Source organism: Bradyrhizobium sp. SZCCHNS3052 (assembly GCF_032484495.1).
Lineage (GTDB): Bacteria > Pseudomonadota > Alphaproteobacteria > Rhizobiales > Xanthobacteraceae > Bradyrhizobium.
In genome coordinates this window covers 284,363-303,851 of record NZ_JAUETB010000009.1, presented here as the reverse complement: position 1 = coordinate 303,851, position 19,489 = coordinate 284,363, and the positions used below count along the sequence as shown (strand labels likewise).

Annotated in this window: 18 protein-coding genes; 12 read left to right on the top strand and 6 right to left on the bottom strand. The window is 63.7% G+C overall.

Going from position 1 to position 19,489, the window contains the following annotated elements; genetic code table 11:
• The first annotated feature begins 330 nt into the window (after window positions 1-330).
• A complete protein-coding gene (locus QX073_RS25330) occupies window positions 331-750 on the top strand; it encodes a DOPA 4,5-dioxygenase family protein (protein WP_315717378.1) in 420 nt (139 codons plus the stop codon).
• 62 nt (window positions 751-812) lie between these two features.
• Here QX073_RS25330 and QX073_RS25325 read toward each other — a convergent pair whose 3' ends face one another.
• The 4 genes from QX073_RS25325 to QX073_RS25310 form a co-directional block, all read right to left on the bottom strand.
• Complete coding sequence (locus tag QX073_RS25325) at window positions 813-1,694, bottom strand: alpha/beta hydrolase family esterase (protein ID WP_316226564.1); 882 nt, start codon at window positions 1,692-1,694, stop codon at window positions 813-815.
• Window positions 1,694-2,575 (bottom strand): sterol desaturase family protein, encoded by an 882-nt coding sequence (locus QX073_RS25320; protein WP_316170945.1) that lies wholly within the window; start codon window positions 2,573-2,575, stop codon window positions 1,694-1,696. The genes QX073_RS25325 and QX073_RS25320 overlap by 1 nt, the downstream gene beginning before the upstream one ends.
• Before the next feature lie 113 nt (window positions 2,576-2,688).
• Entirely contained in the window at window positions 2,689-2,991 is a 303-nt protein-coding gene (locus QX073_RS25315; RefSeq protein WP_316170944.1) for a hypothetical protein, read from the bottom strand.
• A 221-nt stretch (window positions 2,992-3,212) separates the two neighbouring features.
• Window positions 3,213-4,322, bottom strand: coding sequence for a polysaccharide biosynthesis/export family protein (locus QX073_RS25310; RefSeq protein WP_316226563.1), 1,110 nt, complete (start codon window positions 4,320-4,322; stop codon window positions 3,213-3,215).
• Window positions 4,323-5,045: 723 nt separating this feature from the next.
• Here QX073_RS25310 and QX073_RS25305 point away from each other — a divergent pair.
• The 3 genes from QX073_RS25305 to QX073_RS25295 all read left to right on the top strand — a co-directional run bounded on the left by QX073_RS25305 (window position 5,046) and on the right by QX073_RS25295 (window position 7,545).
• Window positions 5,046-5,315, top strand: a complete 270-nt coding sequence (locus QX073_RS25305) for a hypothetical protein (RefSeq protein WP_315827888.1) — start codon at window positions 5,046-5,048, stop codon at window positions 5,313-5,315.
• A 442-nt stretch (window positions 5,316-5,757) separates the two neighbouring features.
• The gene (locus tag QX073_RS25300) at window positions 5,758-6,165 is read left to right on the top strand and encodes a hypothetical protein (RefSeq protein WP_315717384.1); all 408 of its coding nucleotides are present in this window, start codon (window positions 5,758-5,760) and stop codon (window positions 6,163-6,165) included.
• Between the two features lie 996 nt (window positions 6,166-7,161).
• Window positions 7,162-7,545 carry an H-NS histone family protein gene (locus QX073_RS25295; RefSeq protein WP_315717385.1) on the top strand — a complete coding sequence of 128 codons (384 nt, stop codon included), beginning with the start codon at window positions 7,162-7,164 and terminating at the stop codon, window positions 7,543-7,545.
• Between the two features lie 207 nt (window positions 7,546-7,752).
• On the opposite strand, the gene QX073_RS25290 is transcribed toward QX073_RS25295, so the two are convergent.
• The gene (locus QX073_RS25290) at window positions 7,753-9,225 is read right to left on the bottom strand and encodes an undecaprenyl-phosphate glucose phosphotransferase (protein ID WP_315752488.1); all 1,473 of its coding nucleotides are present in this window, start codon (window positions 9,223-9,225) and stop codon (window positions 7,753-7,755) included.
• 504 nt (window positions 9,226-9,729) lie between these two features.
• Here QX073_RS25290 and QX073_RS25285 point away from each other — a divergent pair.
• Together QX073_RS25285 and QX073_RS25280 are read left to right on the top strand one after the other, a co-directional pair.
• Complete coding sequence (locus QX073_RS25285; RefSeq protein ID WP_315717387.1) at window positions 9,730-10,527, top strand: glucose-1-phosphate cytidylyltransferase; 798 nt, start codon at window positions 9,730-9,732, stop codon at window positions 10,525-10,527.
• Window positions 10,524-11,177, top strand: a complete 654-nt coding sequence (locus QX073_RS25280) for a PIG-L deacetylase family protein (RefSeq protein ID WP_316164857.1) — start codon at window positions 10,524-10,526, stop codon at window positions 11,175-11,177. The genes QX073_RS25285 and QX073_RS25280 overlap by 4 nt, the downstream gene beginning before the upstream one ends.
• A 97-nt stretch (window positions 11,178-11,274) precedes the next feature.
• Here QX073_RS25280 and QX073_RS25275 read toward each other — a convergent pair whose 3' ends face one another.
• Window positions 11,275-12,375 carry a hypothetical protein gene (locus QX073_RS25275; RefSeq protein ID WP_316164858.1) on the bottom strand — a complete coding sequence of 367 codons (1,101 nt, stop codon included), beginning with the start codon at window positions 12,373-12,375 and terminating at the stop codon, window positions 11,275-11,277.
• Between the two features lie 378 nt (window positions 12,376-12,753).
• On the opposite strand from QX073_RS25275, the gene QX073_RS25270 reads away from it, so the two are divergent.
• From QX073_RS25270 to QX073_RS25245, 6 genes are all read left to right on the top strand, one after another.
• Window positions 12,754-13,791, top strand: coding sequence for an SDR family oxidoreductase (locus QX073_RS25270; protein WP_315752491.1), 1,038 nt, complete (start codon window positions 12,754-12,756; stop codon window positions 13,789-13,791).
• Between the two features lie 57 nt (window positions 13,792-13,848).
• Window positions 13,849-15,111 carry a class I SAM-dependent methyltransferase gene (locus QX073_RS25265; protein ID WP_315752492.1) on the top strand — a complete coding sequence of 421 codons (1,263 nt, stop codon included), beginning with the start codon at window positions 13,849-13,851 and terminating at the stop codon, window positions 15,109-15,111.
• A 41-nt stretch (window positions 15,112-15,152) separates the two neighbouring features.
• Window positions 15,153-15,695 carry a dTDP-4-dehydrorhamnose 3,5-epimerase gene (locus QX073_RS25260; RefSeq protein ID WP_315752493.1) on the top strand — a complete coding sequence of 181 codons (543 nt, stop codon included), beginning with the start codon at window positions 15,153-15,155 and terminating at the stop codon, window positions 15,693-15,695.
• 103 nt (window positions 15,696-15,798) lie between these two features.
• Complete coding sequence (locus tag QX073_RS25255) at window positions 15,799-16,767, top strand: phytanoyl-CoA dioxygenase family protein (RefSeq protein WP_315752494.1); 969 nt, start codon at window positions 15,799-15,801, stop codon at window positions 16,765-16,767.
• A 24-nt stretch (window positions 16,768-16,791) separates the two neighbouring features.
• Complete coding sequence (locus tag QX073_RS25250; protein ID WP_315752495.1) at window positions 16,792-18,111, top strand: DUF4910 domain-containing protein; 1,320 nt, start codon at window positions 16,792-16,794, stop codon at window positions 18,109-18,111.
• 61 nt (window positions 18,112-18,172) lie between these two features.
• Window positions 18,173-19,330: a glycosyltransferase gene (locus QX073_RS25245; protein WP_315752496.1), complete on the top strand. Its 1,158-nt coding sequence runs from the start codon at window positions 18,173-18,175 to the stop codon at window positions 19,328-19,330.
• Window positions 19,331-19,489: the final 159 nt, after the last annotated feature.

Sequence of the window (19,489 nt, the reverse complement as noted above, 5' to 3'; positions counted from 1 at the left end):
CCAATGGTACTATGGCTCAAGCCCTGGGAGAGTAGGTCGCTGCCAGGCCTGCAAAGGACATCCCCTCTTCACAACCCTAAACAACAACGCCGCGCTGAAACCTCAGCGCGGCGTTGTCGTTTGTCCTGATGCGGTCGTTCGCGCGGCGACATGCTGCCGGGGTCGAAGCTCGAGCCCCGCCGAGATCTCGAGGCCAGCGTCCGCCGGCGATGACTCGCGGCGCGACCGAGGGCAGGCTGCGATGCTAGGATGACCACGCCGCATCGGTTCGCCTGTGCGGCCAACGTGATTGAATTGATCGAACGCGGTTGAATCGATCGAGAGGCGCGGATGGAAACGACCTCGGCAGCGCAGCCGCATCGCCTGAGCGCAATTGCGAGCTTTCATGCCCACATCTATTTCGATGATGCCACTCGAGCCGAAGCGGCACAGCTGCGGCAGTGGATGGCCGACCGCTTCCTCGTGACGCTCGGGCGTTGGCATGACGCGCTGGTCGGGCCTCACGAGCGGCCGATGTATCAAGTTGCCTTCGCGGTCGACGTGTTTCCAGCGCTGGTGCCATGGCTGATGCTCAATCATGGCCGCCTCAGCGTGCTCGTGCATCCGAATACGACGGAGCCGTTGGCCGATCACACCGCGCACGCGTTGTGGATCGGACCGCCGCTCGGCATCCGCGGTGAGAATCTTCCTTCGCACGGCGAGGCAGAGCTGCCGCGCGAACCGAACACCACGCCGACGATCGCCGCCTGAGCTCGCGTGCCCACTGGTGACCGCTCCGTCTCGGCACGCTCGGAGCCTTCAGACTTGCCGGACTACAGCGTGCGCGCGAGATCGAACGCGCGGAGAATGACCTCGGCGGCATCGATGTCGAAATTGCTCGGGCCGAGCAGGCGCGGCGCCAGCGGGCGGCGGCCGGGCAGGGCATGTCCGCCACCTTCGACGCGATACAGCGACACGCCGCCGATCACCTGACAATCGCGCCAGCTGAGTTGCGTGACGGAGGTGTCGCCGGCGAGATCCCGATGCGGCAGCGCCACGGCCTGGCGTGCGCTGCAACCGTCGCGCCGCGCAAAGAACTCCGCCGTCTTTTCAGCGCTCCACACCCGGCCGCGCCCGCCGCGCAGCCCGACCTCGCCGCCGCGATAGGGCACCATGGGATCAGCCGTGCCGTTGATCATCACCACCGGCACCGGCCGCGCGGTGCAGGGCTCGATGCCTTCAGGCATGTTGGCGATCACCGTGCCGATGCCGGCAAACAGCTCCGGCGCCTTGCAGGCCAGGGTGAAGCTCATCATGCCGCCATTCGAGATGCCGGCGAGATAGATGCGCCGGGAATCGGCCGTGCCGTCGGCGACGAGCTGCCGGACCAAGTTGCGGATGAAGCCGACATCATCGGGACCGCCGGAGCGGCCGTCGCGGCCGTCATTCCATTGCCGGTCGACGCCGTCGGGAAAGACCGCGGCGAAGCCATGGGCTCTCGCGGCTTCGGCAAAGCCTGTCGTGCGGGCGGTGCCGGCGCCGCTGCCGAGCGCGCCATGGAGCACGATCACGGTCGGCTGTGGCGTCCTGCCCGTGGTCATCACCAGCGCATGACGCGGGCCGTCGCTTGTATCGAGGATGATGCCGCGCTCGGCGGCGAGCGCCGTGGTCGACACGAGCAGAGCGGCCGCCATGAACGATCGGCGATGTGACATCATGAGCATCCTTCTCGGCTGGCGGGGGACTCCCCGCGGTGGAGATTCTCTCCGGGCGCAGCGGTCAGCACGCGCAGCCGCATCGTCCAACTCCGGGCTGCCGCGAGATCGCGGGCGATCGCAATCCATTCGCCAAATGCGATCCGCAACGGATTGACACTCGGTTCAACGCCGATGAGGCCATAGCGCAAGGTCTCGCCGGCCGGGGCCTCGGCGAAACTACCGAACAGCCGGTCGAAAATGATGAGCATGCCGCCATAATTGCGATCGAGACAGGACGCGTTGGCCGCGTGGTGAACGCGGTGATGTCGTGGCGTGTTCAGCACATATTCGAGCGGACCGAGATGCGGTGCGAGCTCGGTATGGATGAAGAATTGGTAGAGCAGATTGACGCCGAGCATGGCGATGATCGCGAGCGGATGGAAGCCGAGCAGCGCCAGCGGCAGATAGAACAGAAAATGTCCGGAGATCTCGCTTGTCCAGCCGAGACGAATGGCCGCCGTCAGGTTCAGATGCGTCGAAGAGTGATGCACGGCATGCGTGGCCCACAGCCAGCGAACCCGATGCGAGGCGCGATGGTGCCAATAATAGACGAACTCACTGGCGAGAAACAAGGCGAGCAGGGCCAGCGGCCGGCTGGGATCGAAATCGAACATCCTGTGGCGATAGGCGATGAAGAAGGGAACGGCCGCGACGAGCGCGACCATTGCGCGGATGAGGTGCTGTCCGATCGCGATCGTGAACGAGACCGCGGTCTCACGCAGGTCGTGAGTCTCGCGGCCGGCGAGCCGGCCGAGCCCATATTCCAGCGTCATGAAGCCGACTGCCGTCAACAGCACGATCATGCGCGTCGACGGGGAGAGGGGCGAGAGGATGGGCATGGCGCGTATCCGGTGTGATCGGATGGAGACGGCGCGCGGGTCCGCTCCGGAACAGCAAGCGGACCGGCGGTGTCAATGCTTCCGGAGGGCCGCGCCGCCAGCGCGGCGTCCGCTCAGCGCGTGACGGTGCGGCTGTAGCTGTAGGAATTGCCGCGCGGTCCCGTGCCCTGGCCCTGCCGGGTGCAGCTGCCGTCGCTGCAGCTCGCGGAGCCAGAGCGCGACCAGCTGCGGCCGGCGGGACCTGTGCCGCCACCCTGCCAGGCGCAGGCACCCCCGGAGCAACTGCCGGAGCCGCCAAATGAGGTGGTGCCGCGCGGTCCGGTGACCGAGCCGCTGCGGGTCCAGGCATTCGCGTCGGCCGCGGCTGCCGCCGAAAGGACTGCCACGAGCAGAAATGTCGCGATGGATGTCTTCACGTCAGTCTCCCAATTCGTTCGCGCGGGCGATCGCGTCGCCTGCAGAGGGATACTGCGCGTTCGATGTCGCGGCCGGATGCAGCGCCGGTGTCGTTTGGTCGCGGCGATTGGCTGGATTGTCACGGCTTGTCACACGACGGCCGTCCGATGCCGCAACCTTGAGCGGGGCGGACTCCGGCCCGCCGCTCCCGTTCAGGCCGCTACCGGCCCGCCGTTGCGCTTCACCACCGGGTCTTCGTCGCCGTGTTGACGTTGATCACCGCGGTGGCCGTGTTGGACGTCGTCGTTGCCGTGTTGTTGATCAGGGTCAGAAGCTTGTAGTAGTCGACCACCTTGGCATTGGCGACGTACATCACGTCCTTGCTGCGCATCTGGAAGCCCGAAGCCAGCAGCATGCCGGAGGGATCGCGCAGGTTGACGTGGTAGATGGTCGGAATGCGGTCGTACATGAAGCGGCTGGTATCGATGCCGAGCTTCTGCAGTAGCGGGCGCTCCTCGTAGCGATAGAGGAAGACCTCGGCGGGATCCGATTGCTGGTCGTTCAGGCCGCCCGCCTTGCCGATCGCCTGGGCCAGCGTCAGCGTCTCCGTATCGAACGCAATCTCGGAATTGAAGCCGAAGACGTTCTGGTTGAGGGCGCCGAGGGCCGTAAACGTCGGGGATTCCCGCGTGATGTAGATGACGTCGTTCGGGCGGATGAAGATGTTCTCGCGCGGATCCTGCACCACGCGGCTGAGCAGCACGCGCACGCGCTTGCCGTCCCGCTGCAGGGTCACGTAGCTTTCGATCGCCTCGTGCCTCGGGCCGCCCGCACGCGCGATCACCGCCAGCAGGCGTTCACCCACGCTGTTGAGGGCCAGCACGCCCGGCGTGTTGACGTCGCCGAGCACGCTGACCACGCTGGAATGCTGCTGGTTCAGGCTGACCACGACCTGCGGCTCGAGGGCGCGCTTCTGCAGCCGGAGGACGATCTCCTGCTCGATCTGCGGCAGCGTCCGGCCGGCGGCGGCGATCTCGCCCGCATAGGGAACGCGGATATTGCCTTGCTGGTCCACCGCCTGCGCCGGCAGATCCACGAAGTTGCCAGGTCGGGCGCCGGCGGCCGTGGCCGGCGTGAACAGCCCGCCTGGGGCGGCTTCGAAAATGGACACGTTCAGCACGTCACCGATGCCGGCGAGCTGCACCGGCTTCGGCCGCTTGTCGGGAAACACGCCCTGGAACGTGACCATGTTGGGCTGCGACAGGAAGCCGATCGTCTCGGGGCTGACGTCGACCAGCGCATAGGGGAGCGCCGTATTCGACCGCACGCTGGCCGTGGCATTGTCGCTCACTGCGTCGCTGGTCGGCCCCGTCCCGGGAAGCAGGGAGCAGGCTGGCAGAAGCGCCAGGATCGCCAGAGTCAAGAGCGCGCGCGAGCCACGGCGAAGGCCACGAAAGCCCTTCGGGCCCGCTGCGCTCTTGCGCACAGCAGCCCCGCCACCGGTCGACCCGGGCGGCTTGATCAAGGCTTTCAAACGCTTCCCCAAATACAGCAAAAATACGTTCCCCACGCTGCTCCCTCACCAAGAAGGGAGAACGTCCCACTTGTTTCAACCTACCCGGCAGCCATACCGGACGAAAGCGCACCGCCATTCCGGTTGGTCCGCTTTTGCCCGGCCGTGCCAATTAGGCCACAGTCTGACATTACCATATTACCACTCAAGGCTGTCAACGCCGCCAGGAGGGTCCCACGGTGAAGGGATGATCCATTCGACCTAACAGAACCCGAGCAATTTTAAGCACAAAGCCGTTGCGCAACGGTTAGCCTGAGTCGCTTCGCTCGAGCAGGCGCGACGACATCGCAGTCCGCGCAGCGCGTCGGTGAGCCGAGGCAGCCGGACAGCCGAGGGAGGCAAACCCGCGCCGCCCAGGCGCCTCTGTAATCGGCGAGATTCGAAGGCCGTGCGGGCGGCGGGACCGCATGCGGGCGGCCGGTTGTCCTAGGCCGCCGATCAAGTCTATGCTGCTGCGCCAGCCTTTGAGGCTGTTTGCAACGGAGCACGCAATTGTCGAACGTGATCAGGATCGCCGCAGGCGCTTTCGCGATCGCCCTCACGGGCCTATCCGATCCCGCGTCGGCGCGCGGCCTCTATCCGCTGACGGAGTGCGGGCCGGATCTCAGCCGACTCTGCCGGCTGCACGGGGCATTCGAGGCCACTCCGTTTCATTACAATCTCGCGCTTCATCCCGGATGCATTCGGCGCGTCGCCGTCGAGACGCCCCGGGGCGTGCTGTACCGCCGCGCGCTGGTGTGCGGGGCGCCGGCGCGGCCCATGTTGTGGTAACCTGGGCCCCTTCCTCGACGTCTCCGAACGGCGCTGGACGCTCCGCTCGGCCGAGTCATGGTCAATCTCGGCGCAAGATGGCGGCCGCGATGGCCGATAAGGGCGGTGCTCGGCCGGTCCCGCCGCGTTCGGGGAGCGTCGATCATCGCGCAGACGATTAAATGGGCAGCTCCGCACCGTATTCTTACGTAATCTAGAATTAAATTAATTGTGTAGAGACGATTCTGCACGGTCGGAGACATAAAAGGGTAGACTGAACAAACTAAAGCTTCAATTGTACCGGACGAAAGGTACTTAAAAATACCTTTCTGGCAATGCGGTAGCATTTTACTGCAAACCGCAGCGAGCGCTAGAAGTATTTAATGTCTTGATGTCAAATGGTAAATTAACTTGTCGCGAGTGGTTAATTTAATGCCGAAAATCGAATTCGTGCATCGTTGCGATGACGGTTCGGCGGCATTCGGCGAAGAAGCCCTCGAAACTCGCCAACGAGTGGGGTCCGTCCTTGTGTGACGAGCTTGGTGCCGCGTTGATTGAGGATATTGAGATGGGTGGCGGCGGTAGCGCTTTGAAGGCCGTCCTGAAATCGCTGAATAAAATACGCCTTGCCAAATTACGTTTCGGCCGGCCAACGTCGGGCCGTTCGCAGCAATCCGCGCTGCGGTCGCAGATCGAGCTTTGTGATGCCTTGCTCGATGAGATCCAATCCATCAGCAGCAGCCTCGGCAAACGCGCGAAGAAGTCCACGGCTTCCAGGCGTCGCCCGATGGCCACGCGGCACGGCCGCGGGACGGCGCACTTGATTCCGCCCCGGCCGGCGGTGCCGGGTCGAACCAGGCAGCAGAAATAATCGCATCGGAATTTGATCGCCGCGCCGGCCGGCCGTCATGGCCGCGCCGGTTGCCGGCGCGAGGCGACAGCCGCTCGGCATTGACCCCTGATGACGCATCAGGTCGCCCAGTGCGGCTGTCGGTGGCGCTCGACGGCCGGATGTCATCTGGACGTTCTTCAGCCGTCGTGTCCCGCAAGACGGCGCTCCGAGACGGGCCGGAAACCATATCGCGGCGAACCATGCGATGCTGCCGCTTCACCTGGCGCACGGGCCTCTGACGTAGCCCCCACGAGCGATGACTTTGGACAACGGGTGCCGGGATCGGCCGCCGGGTGTCCGCAGCCGTCCTCAACCTCACGGCCGATCGCAGCGGCAGTTAGTTCCGCTGCCGATGGTGTGCCCGTCTGACGCCGCGCGCCCCCCGGATGCTGTCGGCGCGACGTGAGCGAGTCTGATTCGCGCGAACGCTCCTGAAGGGTTCAATATTTGGGGAAGGCGTTTGATTCGCCGGAACAATGTCGGCGGCTTTGCGGCATATTCACGATGGCGTGCTCAATTAAACTCGCTCGCGACATTTTGTGCGCATGCAAAAATATCTCGGTCCGGGTTATCAGGGTGCTCGCTCGAATAGGTTGTAAGTCCGCCGCGGCAGCTTTGAAAACCATGGCGTGGGGAGAATATCAGCTATCAAATACGCGCAAGTTCGATCATCGAAACTACGTCACTTTGACGCGGTCTTGCCGTAATATGCTGCGAATTCGTCGCAGAATCGTGTTGATTCGGCGACTTCTTCCGGTGTGCAGACGAATGCTGCCGCAATCTCGAAGGCGGCGCGACATCGTTTCGGAAACGGGGTTGCAGGTTGCACTTTATTTGAGTTACAACCATTTGGCTTGGCCGGGGTGGTATAACTCAAATATTCAGTTTTTCCGACCACGAGCCACTTGCGGAACGAAATACCGAATTATATGACGTTAATCCGGCAGGATAGAGATCACAGACAAAGGTCGCTGTATGTCCACCAAGAAGATCGATTTCGAGGCGATGTCCTTCGATGACCTCTGGTCTCTCCACGAGCAGATCAGTCAGATCCTCGCCGTGAGGATCACGTCGGAGAAGCGCGAGCTCGAACGTCGACTGGCGGTTCTCAACCGCAGCCGCGGTGCCATCGAAGGTGCCGGCAGCGAGAGTGGGCAGTCCTACACCACGAGCGGCAAGGCGCGGCGCAAATATCCCCGCGTGCTGCCGAAGTATCGCAATCCGCAGACCTCCGAGACCTGGTCCGGCCGAGGCAAGCAGCCGCGTTGGCTGGTGGCGGCGATCAAGACCGGGCATCGGATCGAGGAGTTTGCGATCAATGGGGCTGCCGCTTCGAAAAGTCGCCGTCAGCGCGCCTGATCGAGGTAGCTTCAGTCAGGCCCGTTCAGAGTTTGAGCGACGTGCCGCGTCGATGCGGCACCTGATTCGCACTGTCTGCATTGGGGAGCGACATGTGAGCGGTCTGACGCCCATGTTGCGATCCGCCGGCCAAAACCCTGAAATCGGTCCGATCTGCCCGCACGGCTCCGCCGATGGGCTCGCGATCATCATCCGTTGCGAATGCGCCTAATAGGCATTGTTGCCGCGGATCAGCTCGATCGGCGTCCTCAGCAGGATCGCGATGTCGAGCGACAGGCTCCAATTGTCGATGTACCAGAGATCGAATTCGACGCGCTGTTCGATCGACGCACGCGTGGGCGTCGGGCCGCGGCAGCCATGCACCTGCGCCCAGCCGGTCAGTCCGGGCTTGACGCGGCGACGGAACGCGTAGTTGCGCACGAGCTTGTCGAATTCGTTGTCGTGCGCCAATGCGTGGGGGCGGGGACCGACCAGGGACATGCTGCCGTCCAGGACGTTGAGCAGCTGCGGCAGCTCATCGATGCTGGTCCGGCGCAGCCAGGTCCCGAGCCGGGTGAACCGGCTGTCGCCGATCTGGGCCTGGACGATCGAAGGCCCGTCCTCGAGAACGGACATCGTGCGAAACTTGTAGATCTGAAAAGATCGGCCGTTGAATCCACAGCGCTGCTGCCGGAACAGCACTGGCCCGGCCGAGTCGAGCTTGATGGCGATCGCCACCAGCAGCAGCAGCGGCGACATCAATGCCAGCGCGATGCCCGCCAGCATGACATCCATGAGCCGCTTGGTGGCGTGTTCGAGCGGGCTCAGCAGGCCGCGCTGCAGCTCGATGCAGACCGCATTGCCGAGCTCGCGGCACGGCCGCTTGAAGAGGTCCGACGCCGTTCCGAGCGGCACGAAACTCACTGGAAACGGCAGGACTCTCAGCTCGGCGCCGAGCGTGCGCAGGTCGGACAAGGGTTCGGGATTGGCGCCGACGACGATCTCTTCGATGTCGGAGCCGCGCACATAGTCGATCACGCTGGAGACGATCCGCTGTCGCTGATCCGGATCCGCGTCGGGCTCGGGAAGCAGGAAGTGTCGCTGGACGCGAAAGCCGGTGTCGGTGAGCACCTGGGTCAGTCCAGGGTTGTCCTTGCTGGCTTCATCGGTGATCAGAACGATGTTGCGGCCCGAAAACCGTCTCTCCGCCAGCCCCTTTGCCAGCAGATAGGCGGTGGTCCGGCGATGCAGGATCAGCGCCACGAGCCCGAGCATCGCGAATACGATGCTGCTGCCGCGTGAGAATTCGCTCCCGATCTTGAGCGCGAACAGCGCGCCGGCCAACACGAGGAACGCCGTGACCCAGGTCAGGCAGGCCGCGCGGATCTGGCGCGGCAGGATCAGCAGCTCGGCCGGCCGGTACATCCCGCGGATCTTCATCAGCGAGACGAACAGTGCCGACACGAGGATCGCCAGGCCGAGCGATTTACTGACGTCGTTGGCGCCCGCCGCATCCTGCAGGTGATACAGAAACCCGGACAGGACGCTCGACATGGTGATCGTTGCGATGTCCGCCACGATCGCGAAGGGCTCCACCGAGTCGTAGTGGACGGGCCATTTGCGCCCTTGGAATTGCCGTTCCACGAGGACGGTCGGCATTCCGTTTCGGTCGAGAGTCTCGGGCTGATCCACGTAATGCATGGGATGTCGGTGTTCGAAACTCGGTTAAATAGCGGTTAGCCGTCATTATATGTTTTGGTATTTAATTTAAACAGTTAAAAATTGCCATTGGGATTTATTCGCGCCGCCGGATTATCTCCCGATACCGCGGATCATCTCCCGATACCGCGACGAGGTCGATGACACCGGAATGGCGGTTCTTGAAGCGCGGAAACGATGCCGAGCGCGCGCCCTCCAGGCGGTCCCGGCAAATGCCGGTGTGGCGGATTAATGTTCGTGCGGCGGATATTTCAATGCCGGACGCCAAGAACGGCATTTAAAAATAAATATAATTGGATTATTAATCCGGAGCCGGGCGCCCGCGACGCGGGTGACGTCCGCAGCAGACCGAATGCAGGGGAGGTTTTCCTCGCGCAGTCGGGAGGGCGAAACGGGGGCACGGCGAGCCGTCTCCGAGGCCGGCCGGCGAGATTGGAAGATAATGATGCTCATTTCAACGATCGAGAACCCGAAGGACGTCGCGCCATGAAGGTCGTATTGTTCTGTGGAGGACTCGGGACGCGGATCCGGGAATACTCCGACAGCATTCCGAAGCCGATGATCCCGATCGGCCATCAGCCGATCCTCTGGCATGTCATGCAGTATTACAGCCAGTACGGGCACCGGGATTTCGTTCTGTGCCTGGGCTACAAGGCCAATGTGGTGAAGGAGTATTTCCTGAACTACAATCAGGCGTCCACCACCGACTGTACGATCTCGCAGTTCGGCAGGAAGGTCGAGCTGCTGGGCGATCGCCCACCGGATTGGCGGGTCTCGCTGGTGGACACCGGCATCTGGCGCAACATCGGCCAGCGACTGCGGGCCGTCCGGCACATGGTCGAGGGCGAGGAGATCTTTCTCGCCAACTACAGCGACGGCCTGACGGACGCGCCGCTGCCGGAGATGATCGATCGTTTCAAGCGCAGCGGGAAGATCGGCTGCTTCATCGCCATCCATCCGCCGATCAGCTTCCACCTCGCCGAATTCGACGCCGACGGCACCGTGGGCCGCATGGCGGCGAGCAATGATTCCAACATCTGGATCAACGGCGGCTACTTCATCTTCCGCAAGGAGATCTTCGACTATATCGAGGAGGGGGATGAGCTGGTCGTGCAGCCGTTCAAGCGGCTGATCGACCGCGGCGAGCTGATGGCCTACCGCTACGAAGGGTTCTGGCGGGCCATGGACACGCTCCGCGACCGCCAGGTGCTCGAGGAGATGATCGAGCGCGGCGACACGCCTTGGCATCTCGGCTCCAGCCTTCCGGCTGTGGTGAACGGATGAGGGCGCTGCAGCTCGCCGGTCGCGGCGACCGGCTGTCGGTCCTGTGCCTCGGTGCGCATTCCGACGACATCGAGATCGGCGCCGGAGGCACGCTGCTGTCCTGGCTCGACCAGGGCATCCGCCTGGATGTTCATTGGTGCGTGCTCAGCGGCAATGGCGAGCGCGGCGTCGAGGCGCGGGCGTCTGCCGAGGATTTCCTCGCCGAGGCCGCCGGCCGCAATCTCGAGATCATGCAGTTCCGCGACGGCTTCTTCCCCGAGCAGGGCGAGGAGATCAAGGCCTGGTTCGAGCAGCTCAAGGGCCGCATCAATCCCGACGTCATCCTCGCCCACCGCCGCGACGACGCCCATCAGGACCATCGGCAGGTCAACCGCCTGGTCTGGAACACGTTCCGCGATCATCTCGTCCTGGAGTACGAGATTCCGAAATGGGATGGCGATCTCGGACGGCCCAATGTCTACATGCCCGTCTCCGAGCGGATCATGAAGCGGAAGGTCGCGCTGCTGATGGCGCATTTCGGCAGCCAGCGCTCCAAGCAATGGTTCGACCCGGAAACGTTCATGGGACTGGCGCGGTTGCGGGGCATGGAATGCCGCGCCGCCGAGCGCTATGCCGAGGCATTCGTCGCGCGCAAGCTGTCACTGGGGTGAACGGCGGCCGAAGGCGCTCGCCGCGAAGGGCGCATCGATATCCGATCGGCGAGGAGATGATCGGCGCTTGGCCGCGATGCGTCGCTGCGCCCGGCGGTCAGCCGGCCGCCCGTCGGGGAAGTTCGACGATCTCCTCTGCCGGCGGGCGCTCGATTGCGGTGGACGGCACCTTCTCCAGCCAGACCTCGCGCCACCACGCATAGATGCCGCGTGGGCAGAACAACCGGTTCTCGCTGTAGCGCGACTGGCAATAGACGCCGTCGAGGATGACGGCCGGCGTCTTCATCCGCCGGATGTAGCCGGTGCGTTCGTCGATGAACTTCTCGACCCGCGTTCGCACCCGGAACACCTTGCCGCAATAGGGCACCATCTCGGCGTCGAAGCCCATGCCGCGGTTGTTGGTCTGTTTGTCGATGGTGGCCAGGATGTCCTGGTGCGGGCGCACGCGGACAAGATCACCGGGCTGCAGCCCGAGATCGGCGATCGGCGCGTCCTTGTCCGTTAGGAGATCGCCGCGCTTGCGCGGAAACGGTACGCCGCCCCACAGCGACTGGACGCGGTCGTAGATCCAACGCGCGGGCCGGCCGAGCCGGGGACGACGCGCCATGGTGGCGCCGACATAGGCGAAGTAGAGGAAGCCCCGGAACATCTTCGCGAGCGAGACATTGCCGGACGCGATGTCCTCGGCGTATTGCCGGGCGTCCCACCATTTGAGCGGCTGGGTGTAGGTCGGCAGCTCGGTCGCCTGGCAGGCGTAGCGCGGGCCCTTTCCCGGCTGCTGGTCCGGCGACTTGGTCGCATCCCACACCGCGCGCACCGTGCAGCCGCCGGGCGGCGGAAGGGGAGCCGCGCGATCCGGGCCGGCCGACGCTGGTTTGGCCGGATCGACCGGGGTGAGCCACGCCTCCTTCCAGAAGATCAGGCAGGCCGCCTGGCAGCCGCCATAGGCCTCGCCGTCGCAGCGATGCTCGAGATGCACCGCGTCGGGGAGGCGCCGTCCGAGCCACTCTCCGGTGTTGTATCCGGTGACCGTGTCGCAGGTCTTGTGGGCGCGCTTGTAGACCTGGAAGCGCTGGCCGCACCATTTGAACATCTGCGGCATGAACGGCAACCCTTCGAGGCGTCCGTTGGCATCGAGCGTCGCCAGGATCTCTTCCTTGCTGCGCACTTCGACCCAGTCGCCGGCGGATAGTGTCATGCTCTGTCTTTCAATGCTTCAATCAATGCGTCATCGAGGCGGGCGGGGCATCCCGCGCGGGACGCCTCATTTGCAGGGATCGAATTAAAGCTGCCGAGGTCTGCGATCAACATTTGTTCGTTTTGCGGCATTATTTAATTGAGCGAATTAATTAAATCAAGAGGGGGCCTGATGCCGCGCCGGCCGGATGATCGCAACATCAGGCGGGTCGGGGTAAATACACGGGTTTTCCCGGAGTTTTGTGCGTCGTGCCGGAGAAATCGGCGGGCGGCGTCGCTTGCCGACGGATTCACTGGACGCTGGCTAGAATATTAAATTATAATCCACTACAGGATGATTTAAATTCTTGTTTTGGCTTGTGGCATAGAGGGTGCGATTTTGAAGGTACTGATCACCGGAAACATGGGCTATGTGGGTCCGGTCGTCGCGCGGCATCTGCGGGCGCAGCGCCCGGATGCGACGCTGCACGGCTTCGACAACGCCTATTTCGCGCACTGCCTGACCGGAGCGCCGGTTGTTCCGGAGCGATGTCTCGACGAGCAGATCCATGGCGACGTCCGCGACATGTCGCTCGACCTCCGCGGTTATGACGCCGTGGTCCAGTTGGCGGCGATCTCCAACGATCCGATGGGCAATCGCTTCCAGGATGTGACGCTCGACGTCAACCAGAATGCCACCGTATCGCTCGCCAGGAGGGCTGCGGCGGCCGGCGTGAAGAATTTCGTGTTCGCGTCGAGCTGCAGCGTCTACGGCATCGCCGACGGACCGCCGCGCAAGGAGAGCGATCCGCTCAATCCCATCACGGCCTACGCCAAGTCGAAGATCGGATCGGAGCAGGAACTCGCCGCGATCGACACCGGCATGACCATCACCTGTCTGCGCTTTGCGACGGCCTGCGGCATGTCGGATCGGCTGCGGCTCGACCTCGTCCTCAACGATTTCGTGGCCTGCGCGCTCACCCGTCGCCAGATCAGCGTGCTCTCCGACGGCACCCCGTGGCGTCCTCTGATCGACGTCGCCGACATGGCGCGGGCGATCGACTGGGCCATCGACAGGCCGGCGGCGACGGGCGGCCGCTTCCTCACCGTCAATGCCGGCTCGGACGACCGCAACTACCAGGTCAAGGATCTCGCCAACGCGGTGGCTGCGCGCGTGCCGGGGACCAGCGTGTCGATCAACACCTCCGCGCCGGTGGACAGCCGCTCCTACAAGGTCGATTTCGGCCTGTACCGCTCCCTCGCCCCTGATCATCAGCCGCAGGTCACCCTCGACCAGTCGATCCAGAACCTGGTCGATGGTCTCAAGAGAATGCAGTTCAAGGATGCCGAGTTTCGCTCGTCCGATCTGATCCGTCTCAAGGTCCTGCAGGAACACATGGAGACGGCCAGGATCAACGACAGGTTGCAATGGACGTGATCGCGCCGGGGCAGACGCTTCGCCTCAGCCGGCAAAGACAGTAGTGACGGAGACATCATGGAACTGACCCTTCCCACCGCCGTCGGCGTCGCGCCCAAGTGCCGGCACTGCGGCGACGACCTGACCCTCAAGCTGATCGACCTCGGCGCCTCGCCGGTTGCGAACGACTACATCGATCCGGCCAACTACATGCGCGCGGAGCCGTTCTATCCGCTGGAGACCTTCGTCTGCCGCGAGTGCCGTCTGGCGCAGACACGCGACCTCCTGGCCGCGTCCGAGATCTTCCGCGCCGACTATGCCTATTTCTCCTCGCACTCCACCTCGTGGCTCGAGCACGCGCGGTGCTACGTCGAAGCCATGGCCGATCGCTTCAAGCTCGGTCCGGCCTCGCGGCATGTCGAGATCGCGTCAAATGACGGGTATCTGCTGCAATACTCCCTCCAGAAGGGGATCGACTGCCTCGGCGTCGAACCCTGCGAAAGCGTTGCGCTGGCCGCGCGCGCCAAGGGCATCGAGACCCGGGTCGAGTTCTTCGGCCGCGACTATGCGGCCCGCCTCCGGGAGGAGGGCTGGTCGGCCGATCTCCTCACGGCCAACAACGTGCTCGCACACGTTCCCGACATCAACGACTTCGTCGGCGGCGTCAAAATCCTGCTGGCCCCCGAGGGCGTCGCGACCTTCGAGGTTCAGCACCTGCTGACCTTGATGCAGCGGCATCAGTTCGACACCATCTATCACGAGCATTTCTCCTATCTGTCGCTGATCGCGGGCCTGCGCATCTTCGCCCAAGCGGGCTTGCGGGTGTTCGACGTCGAGCTCCCGGAAACGCATGGCGGCTCGATCCGGTTCTTCGTCTGCCACGCGGGCGCCGCTCATGCGGAGAGCCCGAACGTCGCCGATGTTCTGGCACGAGAGCGGGCCTATGGGCTGCATGACGACGCGATCTACATGGCCTGGAACGAGCAGGTCAAAGAGACGAAGCGGGCGCTGCTCGAGCTGCTGACGGCGCTGAAGCGCGACAACAAGAAGATCGTCGGCTACGGAGCCCCGGCGAAGGGCGTGACGCTGCTCAATTATTGCGGGATCCGCACCGATTTTCTCGACTTCACGGTCGATCGCGCCCCGTCCAAGCAGGGCCGCTACATGCCGGGCGTGCGCATTCCGATCCTGCCGCCGGAAGCGATCTTCGAAGCCAGGCCCGACTACGTCCTGATCCTGCCGTGGAACATCAAGAGCGAGATCAAGGCGCAGATGGCGGCCATTCGCGATTGGGGCGGCCGCTTCATCGTGCCGGTCCCCAAGGCCACCATCGAGGAGTAGAGCAAGGCATTGCCGCACGATTGCGCGAAGAGTTTTGAGCCATGAGGTTTGTCCAGCTGGGACGTTCGGATGCGCGGCTGATCGAGCTGACCGTTCGCTCCGACGAGCGCGGCAGCTTCACGCGAACCTGGTGCGCGAAGACCTTTGCGGAGCAGGGCATCGCGTTTGTCCCGGTGCAGGGCAACAGCTCGGTGACCCGACGCCGCGGCACCGTCCGCGGAATGCATTTCCAGCGTGCGCCGAAGCCTGACGCCAAGATCGTCCGCTGCAGCGCCGGCTTGATCCACGACGTCATCGTCGACATCAGGCCGGAGTCTGCGACGCGCGGCGAGGTCTATGCCTGTGAGCTCGGTCCCTCGACGGCGCGGATGCTCTACGTCCCCGCGGGCTTTGCCCATGGATTCCAGACGCTGACCGACGACGTGACGGTCGAGTATCTGATGGGCGAGGATTATGTCGAGGAGCTCTCGGACGGTTTCCGGCACGACGATCCGATGATCGGCATCCGATGGCCGCAGCCGGTGACGGTGTTGTCGGCCAAGGATGCTGCCTGGCCCTCGCTTGCCGAACGGGGGCTGTGGTGAAGCAGCACGGCGGCAGCGAGGTGTCTTGGGGGAGGAATCTGGCGGCTCCGGAGCGGCCCGATCGCCTCGAAGGTTCTGACGATTTGTCGAGGAGGATCACGGAATGACGAACATTTTCGTTGATGCCATCATGCCCGATGACGAGCGGCGCCAGAAACTGTACGAGGGTGCGCTGTTCCTGTACTCGCCGACGCCTTCGCTCGATGCGCTGGTGGCGTTCGCCAGGGAGCTGATCGAGGAGGCGTTTCATCCTTACGATCCGCGGACGGCGCAATTCGAGCTTCCTGTCGAGCGCTACGTCGAGATTCTCGTCAGGCTGAAGCCATTCTTCATTCATCACGCCCGGTCGAAGGAGCTGGTGCAGGGAGCGCTCCGCGAGCTTGGCTGCGACCCCGAGCTGACCTATTTCGACGTGCCGCGGCTGCGGTCGGCAACGAGCGACGACTATCTCACCACCGGGATCGCATTCGCATTCCACCCTCATCGCGACACCTGGTACTCGGCGCCGCCGTGCCAGCTCAATTGGTGGCTGCCGGTGTATGACATTGCGCCGGACAACGGCCTTGCATTCCACCCGCGCTATTTCGACGAGGCGATCAAGAACGGCTCCAGAAACTATAACTATTACGAGTGGAACCGGACCTCACGCGCATCGGCGGCGCGGCACATCAAGACTGATACACGGGTGCAGCCGAAGCCGGAGCAGGAGATTGCACTGGATCCACAGATCCGGGTGATCGCGCCGAGCGGCGGCGTCACGATCTTCTCCGGAGCGCATCTGCATTCGTCGGTGCCGAACACCTCGGGCGTGACGCGGTTCAGCATCGATTTCCGCACCGTTCATTTTGCCGACGTCAGCGGCCGGCGCGGCGCCATCAACGTCGATTCGGAGTCGACAGGCACGAGCCTGCGCGACTTCCTGCGGGTGACCGATCTTGCGCGGCTGCCTGAGGAGGTCGTCGCGCCATACGATCAGGTGGAAGCTCCCGCGGAGTATCTGGTCTACCAGCCGACGATCGTGCCGCTGCCGACCGGCGATCTCGCAGCCGATGCCGCGCAGGCGTCGGCCTGAATGATGGTGTAGGGTCGACGCGCCATGTTGGACATCCTCAAATCCACGGCTGGTCCGAGAATGCCGGCGATCGATCTCCACGATCTGGTCGCTGAGCTGTTTCCGATCAATCGCAGCCTCACCGGGGCGGGTGTCCGGCAGACGCTCGGCATTGTCGCGCGTCATGTGGGTCTTACGATTCACGAGGTCCCCTCCGGGACGCCCGTCCTGGACTGGCATGTGCCGGCGGAGTGGAACATTCGTCGCGCGACGATCTCGACCCTGTCGGGCCGCGTTCTCGTCGACTTCGCCGACAACAATCTGCACGTGATGGGCTACAGCAAGCCGGTCCAGGCGGTGCTCAGCCGTGCCGAGCTTGCCAAGCACGTCCATAGCTTGCCGGATCAGCCTGATCTCATTCCATACCGGACCGGCTACTATGCCGACGATTGGGGCTTCTGCCTGCCGGACCGTCTGTGGCGGGAAATGACGGAGGACAGCTACCGCGTCGAGATCGACAGCGAGCTCTCGCAGGGATCGTTGACCTATGGCGAATTCTTCGTCCCTGGACGGACGGACAAGGAAGTCCTGATCACCTGTCACATCTGTCACCCGAGTCTCGCCAACGACAATCTCTCAGGGATTGCCGTCATGACGGCGCTGGCGATGCGGCAGGCGCAGCGGACCCGCCGGCTCGGGTACCGATTTCTTTTCCTGCCGGCAACGATCGGCGCGCTCGCGTGGCTCGACCGCAACGAGCGGAATCTCGGCCATGTCGAACACGGCCTCGTCCTCACCTGTCTCGGCGATCCCAGTGGATTTCACTACAAGCAGAGCCGGAGCGGAGCGAGCATCGATCGCGCCGTCGCCCATGTCCTGAAGCACGCCGGCCATCCGCATGAGATTCTGCCATTCAGTCCCTATGGATATGACGAGCGGCAGTTCTGCTCACCGGGATTCGATCTGCCGGTCGGGTGCCTGATGCGCGGCGTGCACGGCACGTTCCCCGAATATCACACCTCGGCCGACAATCTGAATTTCGTCAAGCCGGACTGTCTCGACCAATCCTACGCGGTCATCGAGGAGGTGCTGGATCTGCTCGATCGCGACTGCATCTATGAGCGCGTCGATGGGCGAGGGGAGCCGCAACTGGGACGGCGCGGCCTGTATCGCGCGATTGCCGGCCAGCGCGAGGCAGGCGGTGCGACGCAGATGGACCTCCTGTGGGTCCTCAACCTTGCGGATGGCAAGCACAGCCTGCTCGACATGGCGGTCCGGGCCGACGTTCCGTTCGCGCGCATCGATGCCGCCGCACGGATCGCGCTGGACGCGGGTCTCATCCAAACGCCGGTTTCATCGTCGTGACGTCGCCGCCTTCTCCGCACAGCACCGTGCAAGTGATCCAACAACACCAGAGTGAGGCGTCATGAGTTCGCAGCCGGGCAAGCCCCGCATCGCCGTCTTCTCACTTCGAAACATCTTCGGCAAAGCCCTCAATCGCGGTCCTCACGTCGAGTTCGAGGACATCATCTGCGAGGTCGATTCAGCCGAGATGTTTGCGCCCGTGCTCGACCCGTCGAGCCGACGGGCGAGCTTCGCCACCCGGCTGGGCTACCACGCGCCCGTGCTGTTGAATCCCGGGCTGGCGCGGATCGAGCCGCAACAGCAATACGACGTTCTGTTCGCGATCTGCGGATTCCCGCAGGACCTGATCATGTTCGATGCGATCGAGGATCTGAGAGGCGCGTGCAGGACCTCGGTGTGTCTGCTGGATGAGCTCTGGGTGAAGGAGATCGCCAAGCACCGGCATTTCCTGAAGATCCTCGCCAAGTTCGACGTCGTGATGCCGTTCCAGATCAGTACGGTGAAGCCGCTCAGCGAGGAGATCGGCAAGGCATGCGCGCATCTTCCGCTCGCCATCGATGCGATCCGGTTTTGTCCCTATCCCGATCCGCCCGCAAGGGTCATCGACGTCTTTAGCATGGGACGCCGCTCCCGTGTCACGCACCAATCACTGCTCGCGATGGCGCGGGACAGCGGCCTGTTCTATCTCCACGACACGATCGGCGGCAGCCAGGCCATCGATCTCCGGGAGCACCGGACGCAGATGGCAAACCTCGCCAAGAGGAGCAGGTATTTTCTGGTCAATCCCGGCAAGTTCGACGAGCCGCAGGAGACCGGGCGGCAGGTCGAGTTCGGCTATCGGTATTTCGAGGGCGCGGCGGCGGGAGCCATCATGCTCGGCGAGCGTCCCGACAACGAGCTGTTTCCGCGGCTGTTCGATTGGCCCGAGGTGATGATCGACGTGCCGCATACATCGCCCGACATCGACCGGGTCATCAGGGAGCTGGACGACGATCCGGTCCGCCAGGACCGGATGCGGCGAACCGGCATGGCCCAGACGTTGATGCGGCATGACTGGGTGTATCGGTGGGAGACGATCCTGGAGGCCACGGGTCTGCAGCCGATGCCGGGCCTCGCTGCCCGCAAGGATCGGCTGAAGAGGCTGGCCGCGATGGCGGCCGGTCCAGGGATCACGCGCGAGCAGGAGTTAAATCGCAAGCCGGTATTGTTGGCGCAGTGACGTTTCAATCCTTTTCTCCGCCACAAGGAGACGTCATCGCTCCCCGCGGCCTCCGATCTCGGCCGCGAACGATTCTATACCGGCTGCATTTTCGATGGTCGGATTTTCATGGCCCTGGACGGATCTGTTTGGCCCGTGACTGGGAATCGGAAGGTTGGT

Coding starts and splice junctions, on each gene's coding strand:
- QX073_RS25330 (WP_315717378.1), top strand. CDS start 331: ATGGAAACGACCTCGGCAGCGCAGCCGCATCGCCTGAGCGCAATTGCG.
- QX073_RS25325 (WP_316226564.1), bottom strand. CDS start 1,694: ATGTCACATCGCCGATCGTTCATGGCGGCCGCTCTGCTCGTGTCGACC.
- QX073_RS25320 (WP_316170945.1), bottom strand. CDS start 2,575: ATGCCCATCCTCTCGCCCCTCTCCCCGTCGACGCGCATGATCGTGCTG.
- QX073_RS25300 (WP_315717384.1), top strand. CDS start 5,758: ATGACGGTTCGGCGGCATTCGGCGAAGAAGCCCTCGAAACTCGCCAAC.
- QX073_RS25295 (WP_315717385.1), top strand. CDS start 7,162: ATGTCCACCAAGAAGATCGATTTCGAGGCGATGTCCTTCGATGACCTC.
- QX073_RS25290 (WP_315752488.1), bottom strand. CDS start 9,225: ATGCATTACGTGGATCAGCCCGAGACTCTCGACCGAAACGGAATGCCG.
- QX073_RS25285 (WP_315717387.1), top strand. CDS start 9,730: ATGAAGGTCGTATTGTTCTGTGGAGGACTCGGGACGCGGATCCGGGAA.
- QX073_RS25280 (WP_316164857.1), top strand. CDS start 10,524: ATGAGGGCGCTGCAGCTCGCCGGTCGCGGCGACCGGCTGTCGGTCCTG.
- QX073_RS25275 (WP_316164858.1), bottom strand. CDS start 12,375: ATGACACTATCCGCCGGCGACTGGGTCGAAGTGCGCAGCAAGGAAGAG.
- QX073_RS25265 (WP_315752492.1), top strand. CDS start 13,849: ATGGAACTGACCCTTCCCACCGCCGTCGGCGTCGCGCCCAAGTGCCGG.
- QX073_RS25260 (WP_315752493.1), top strand. CDS start 15,153: ATGAGGTTTGTCCAGCTGGGACGTTCGGATGCGCGGCTGATCGAGCTG.
- QX073_RS25255 (WP_315752494.1), top strand. CDS start 15,799: ATGACGAACATTTTCGTTGATGCCATCATGCCCGATGACGAGCGGCGC.
- QX073_RS25250 (WP_315752495.1), top strand. CDS start 16,792: ATGTTGGACATCCTCAAATCCACGGCTGGTCCGAGAATGCCGGCGATC.
- QX073_RS25245 (WP_315752496.1), top strand. CDS start 18,173: ATGAGTTCGCAGCCGGGCAAGCCCCGCATCGCCGTCTTCTCACTTCGA.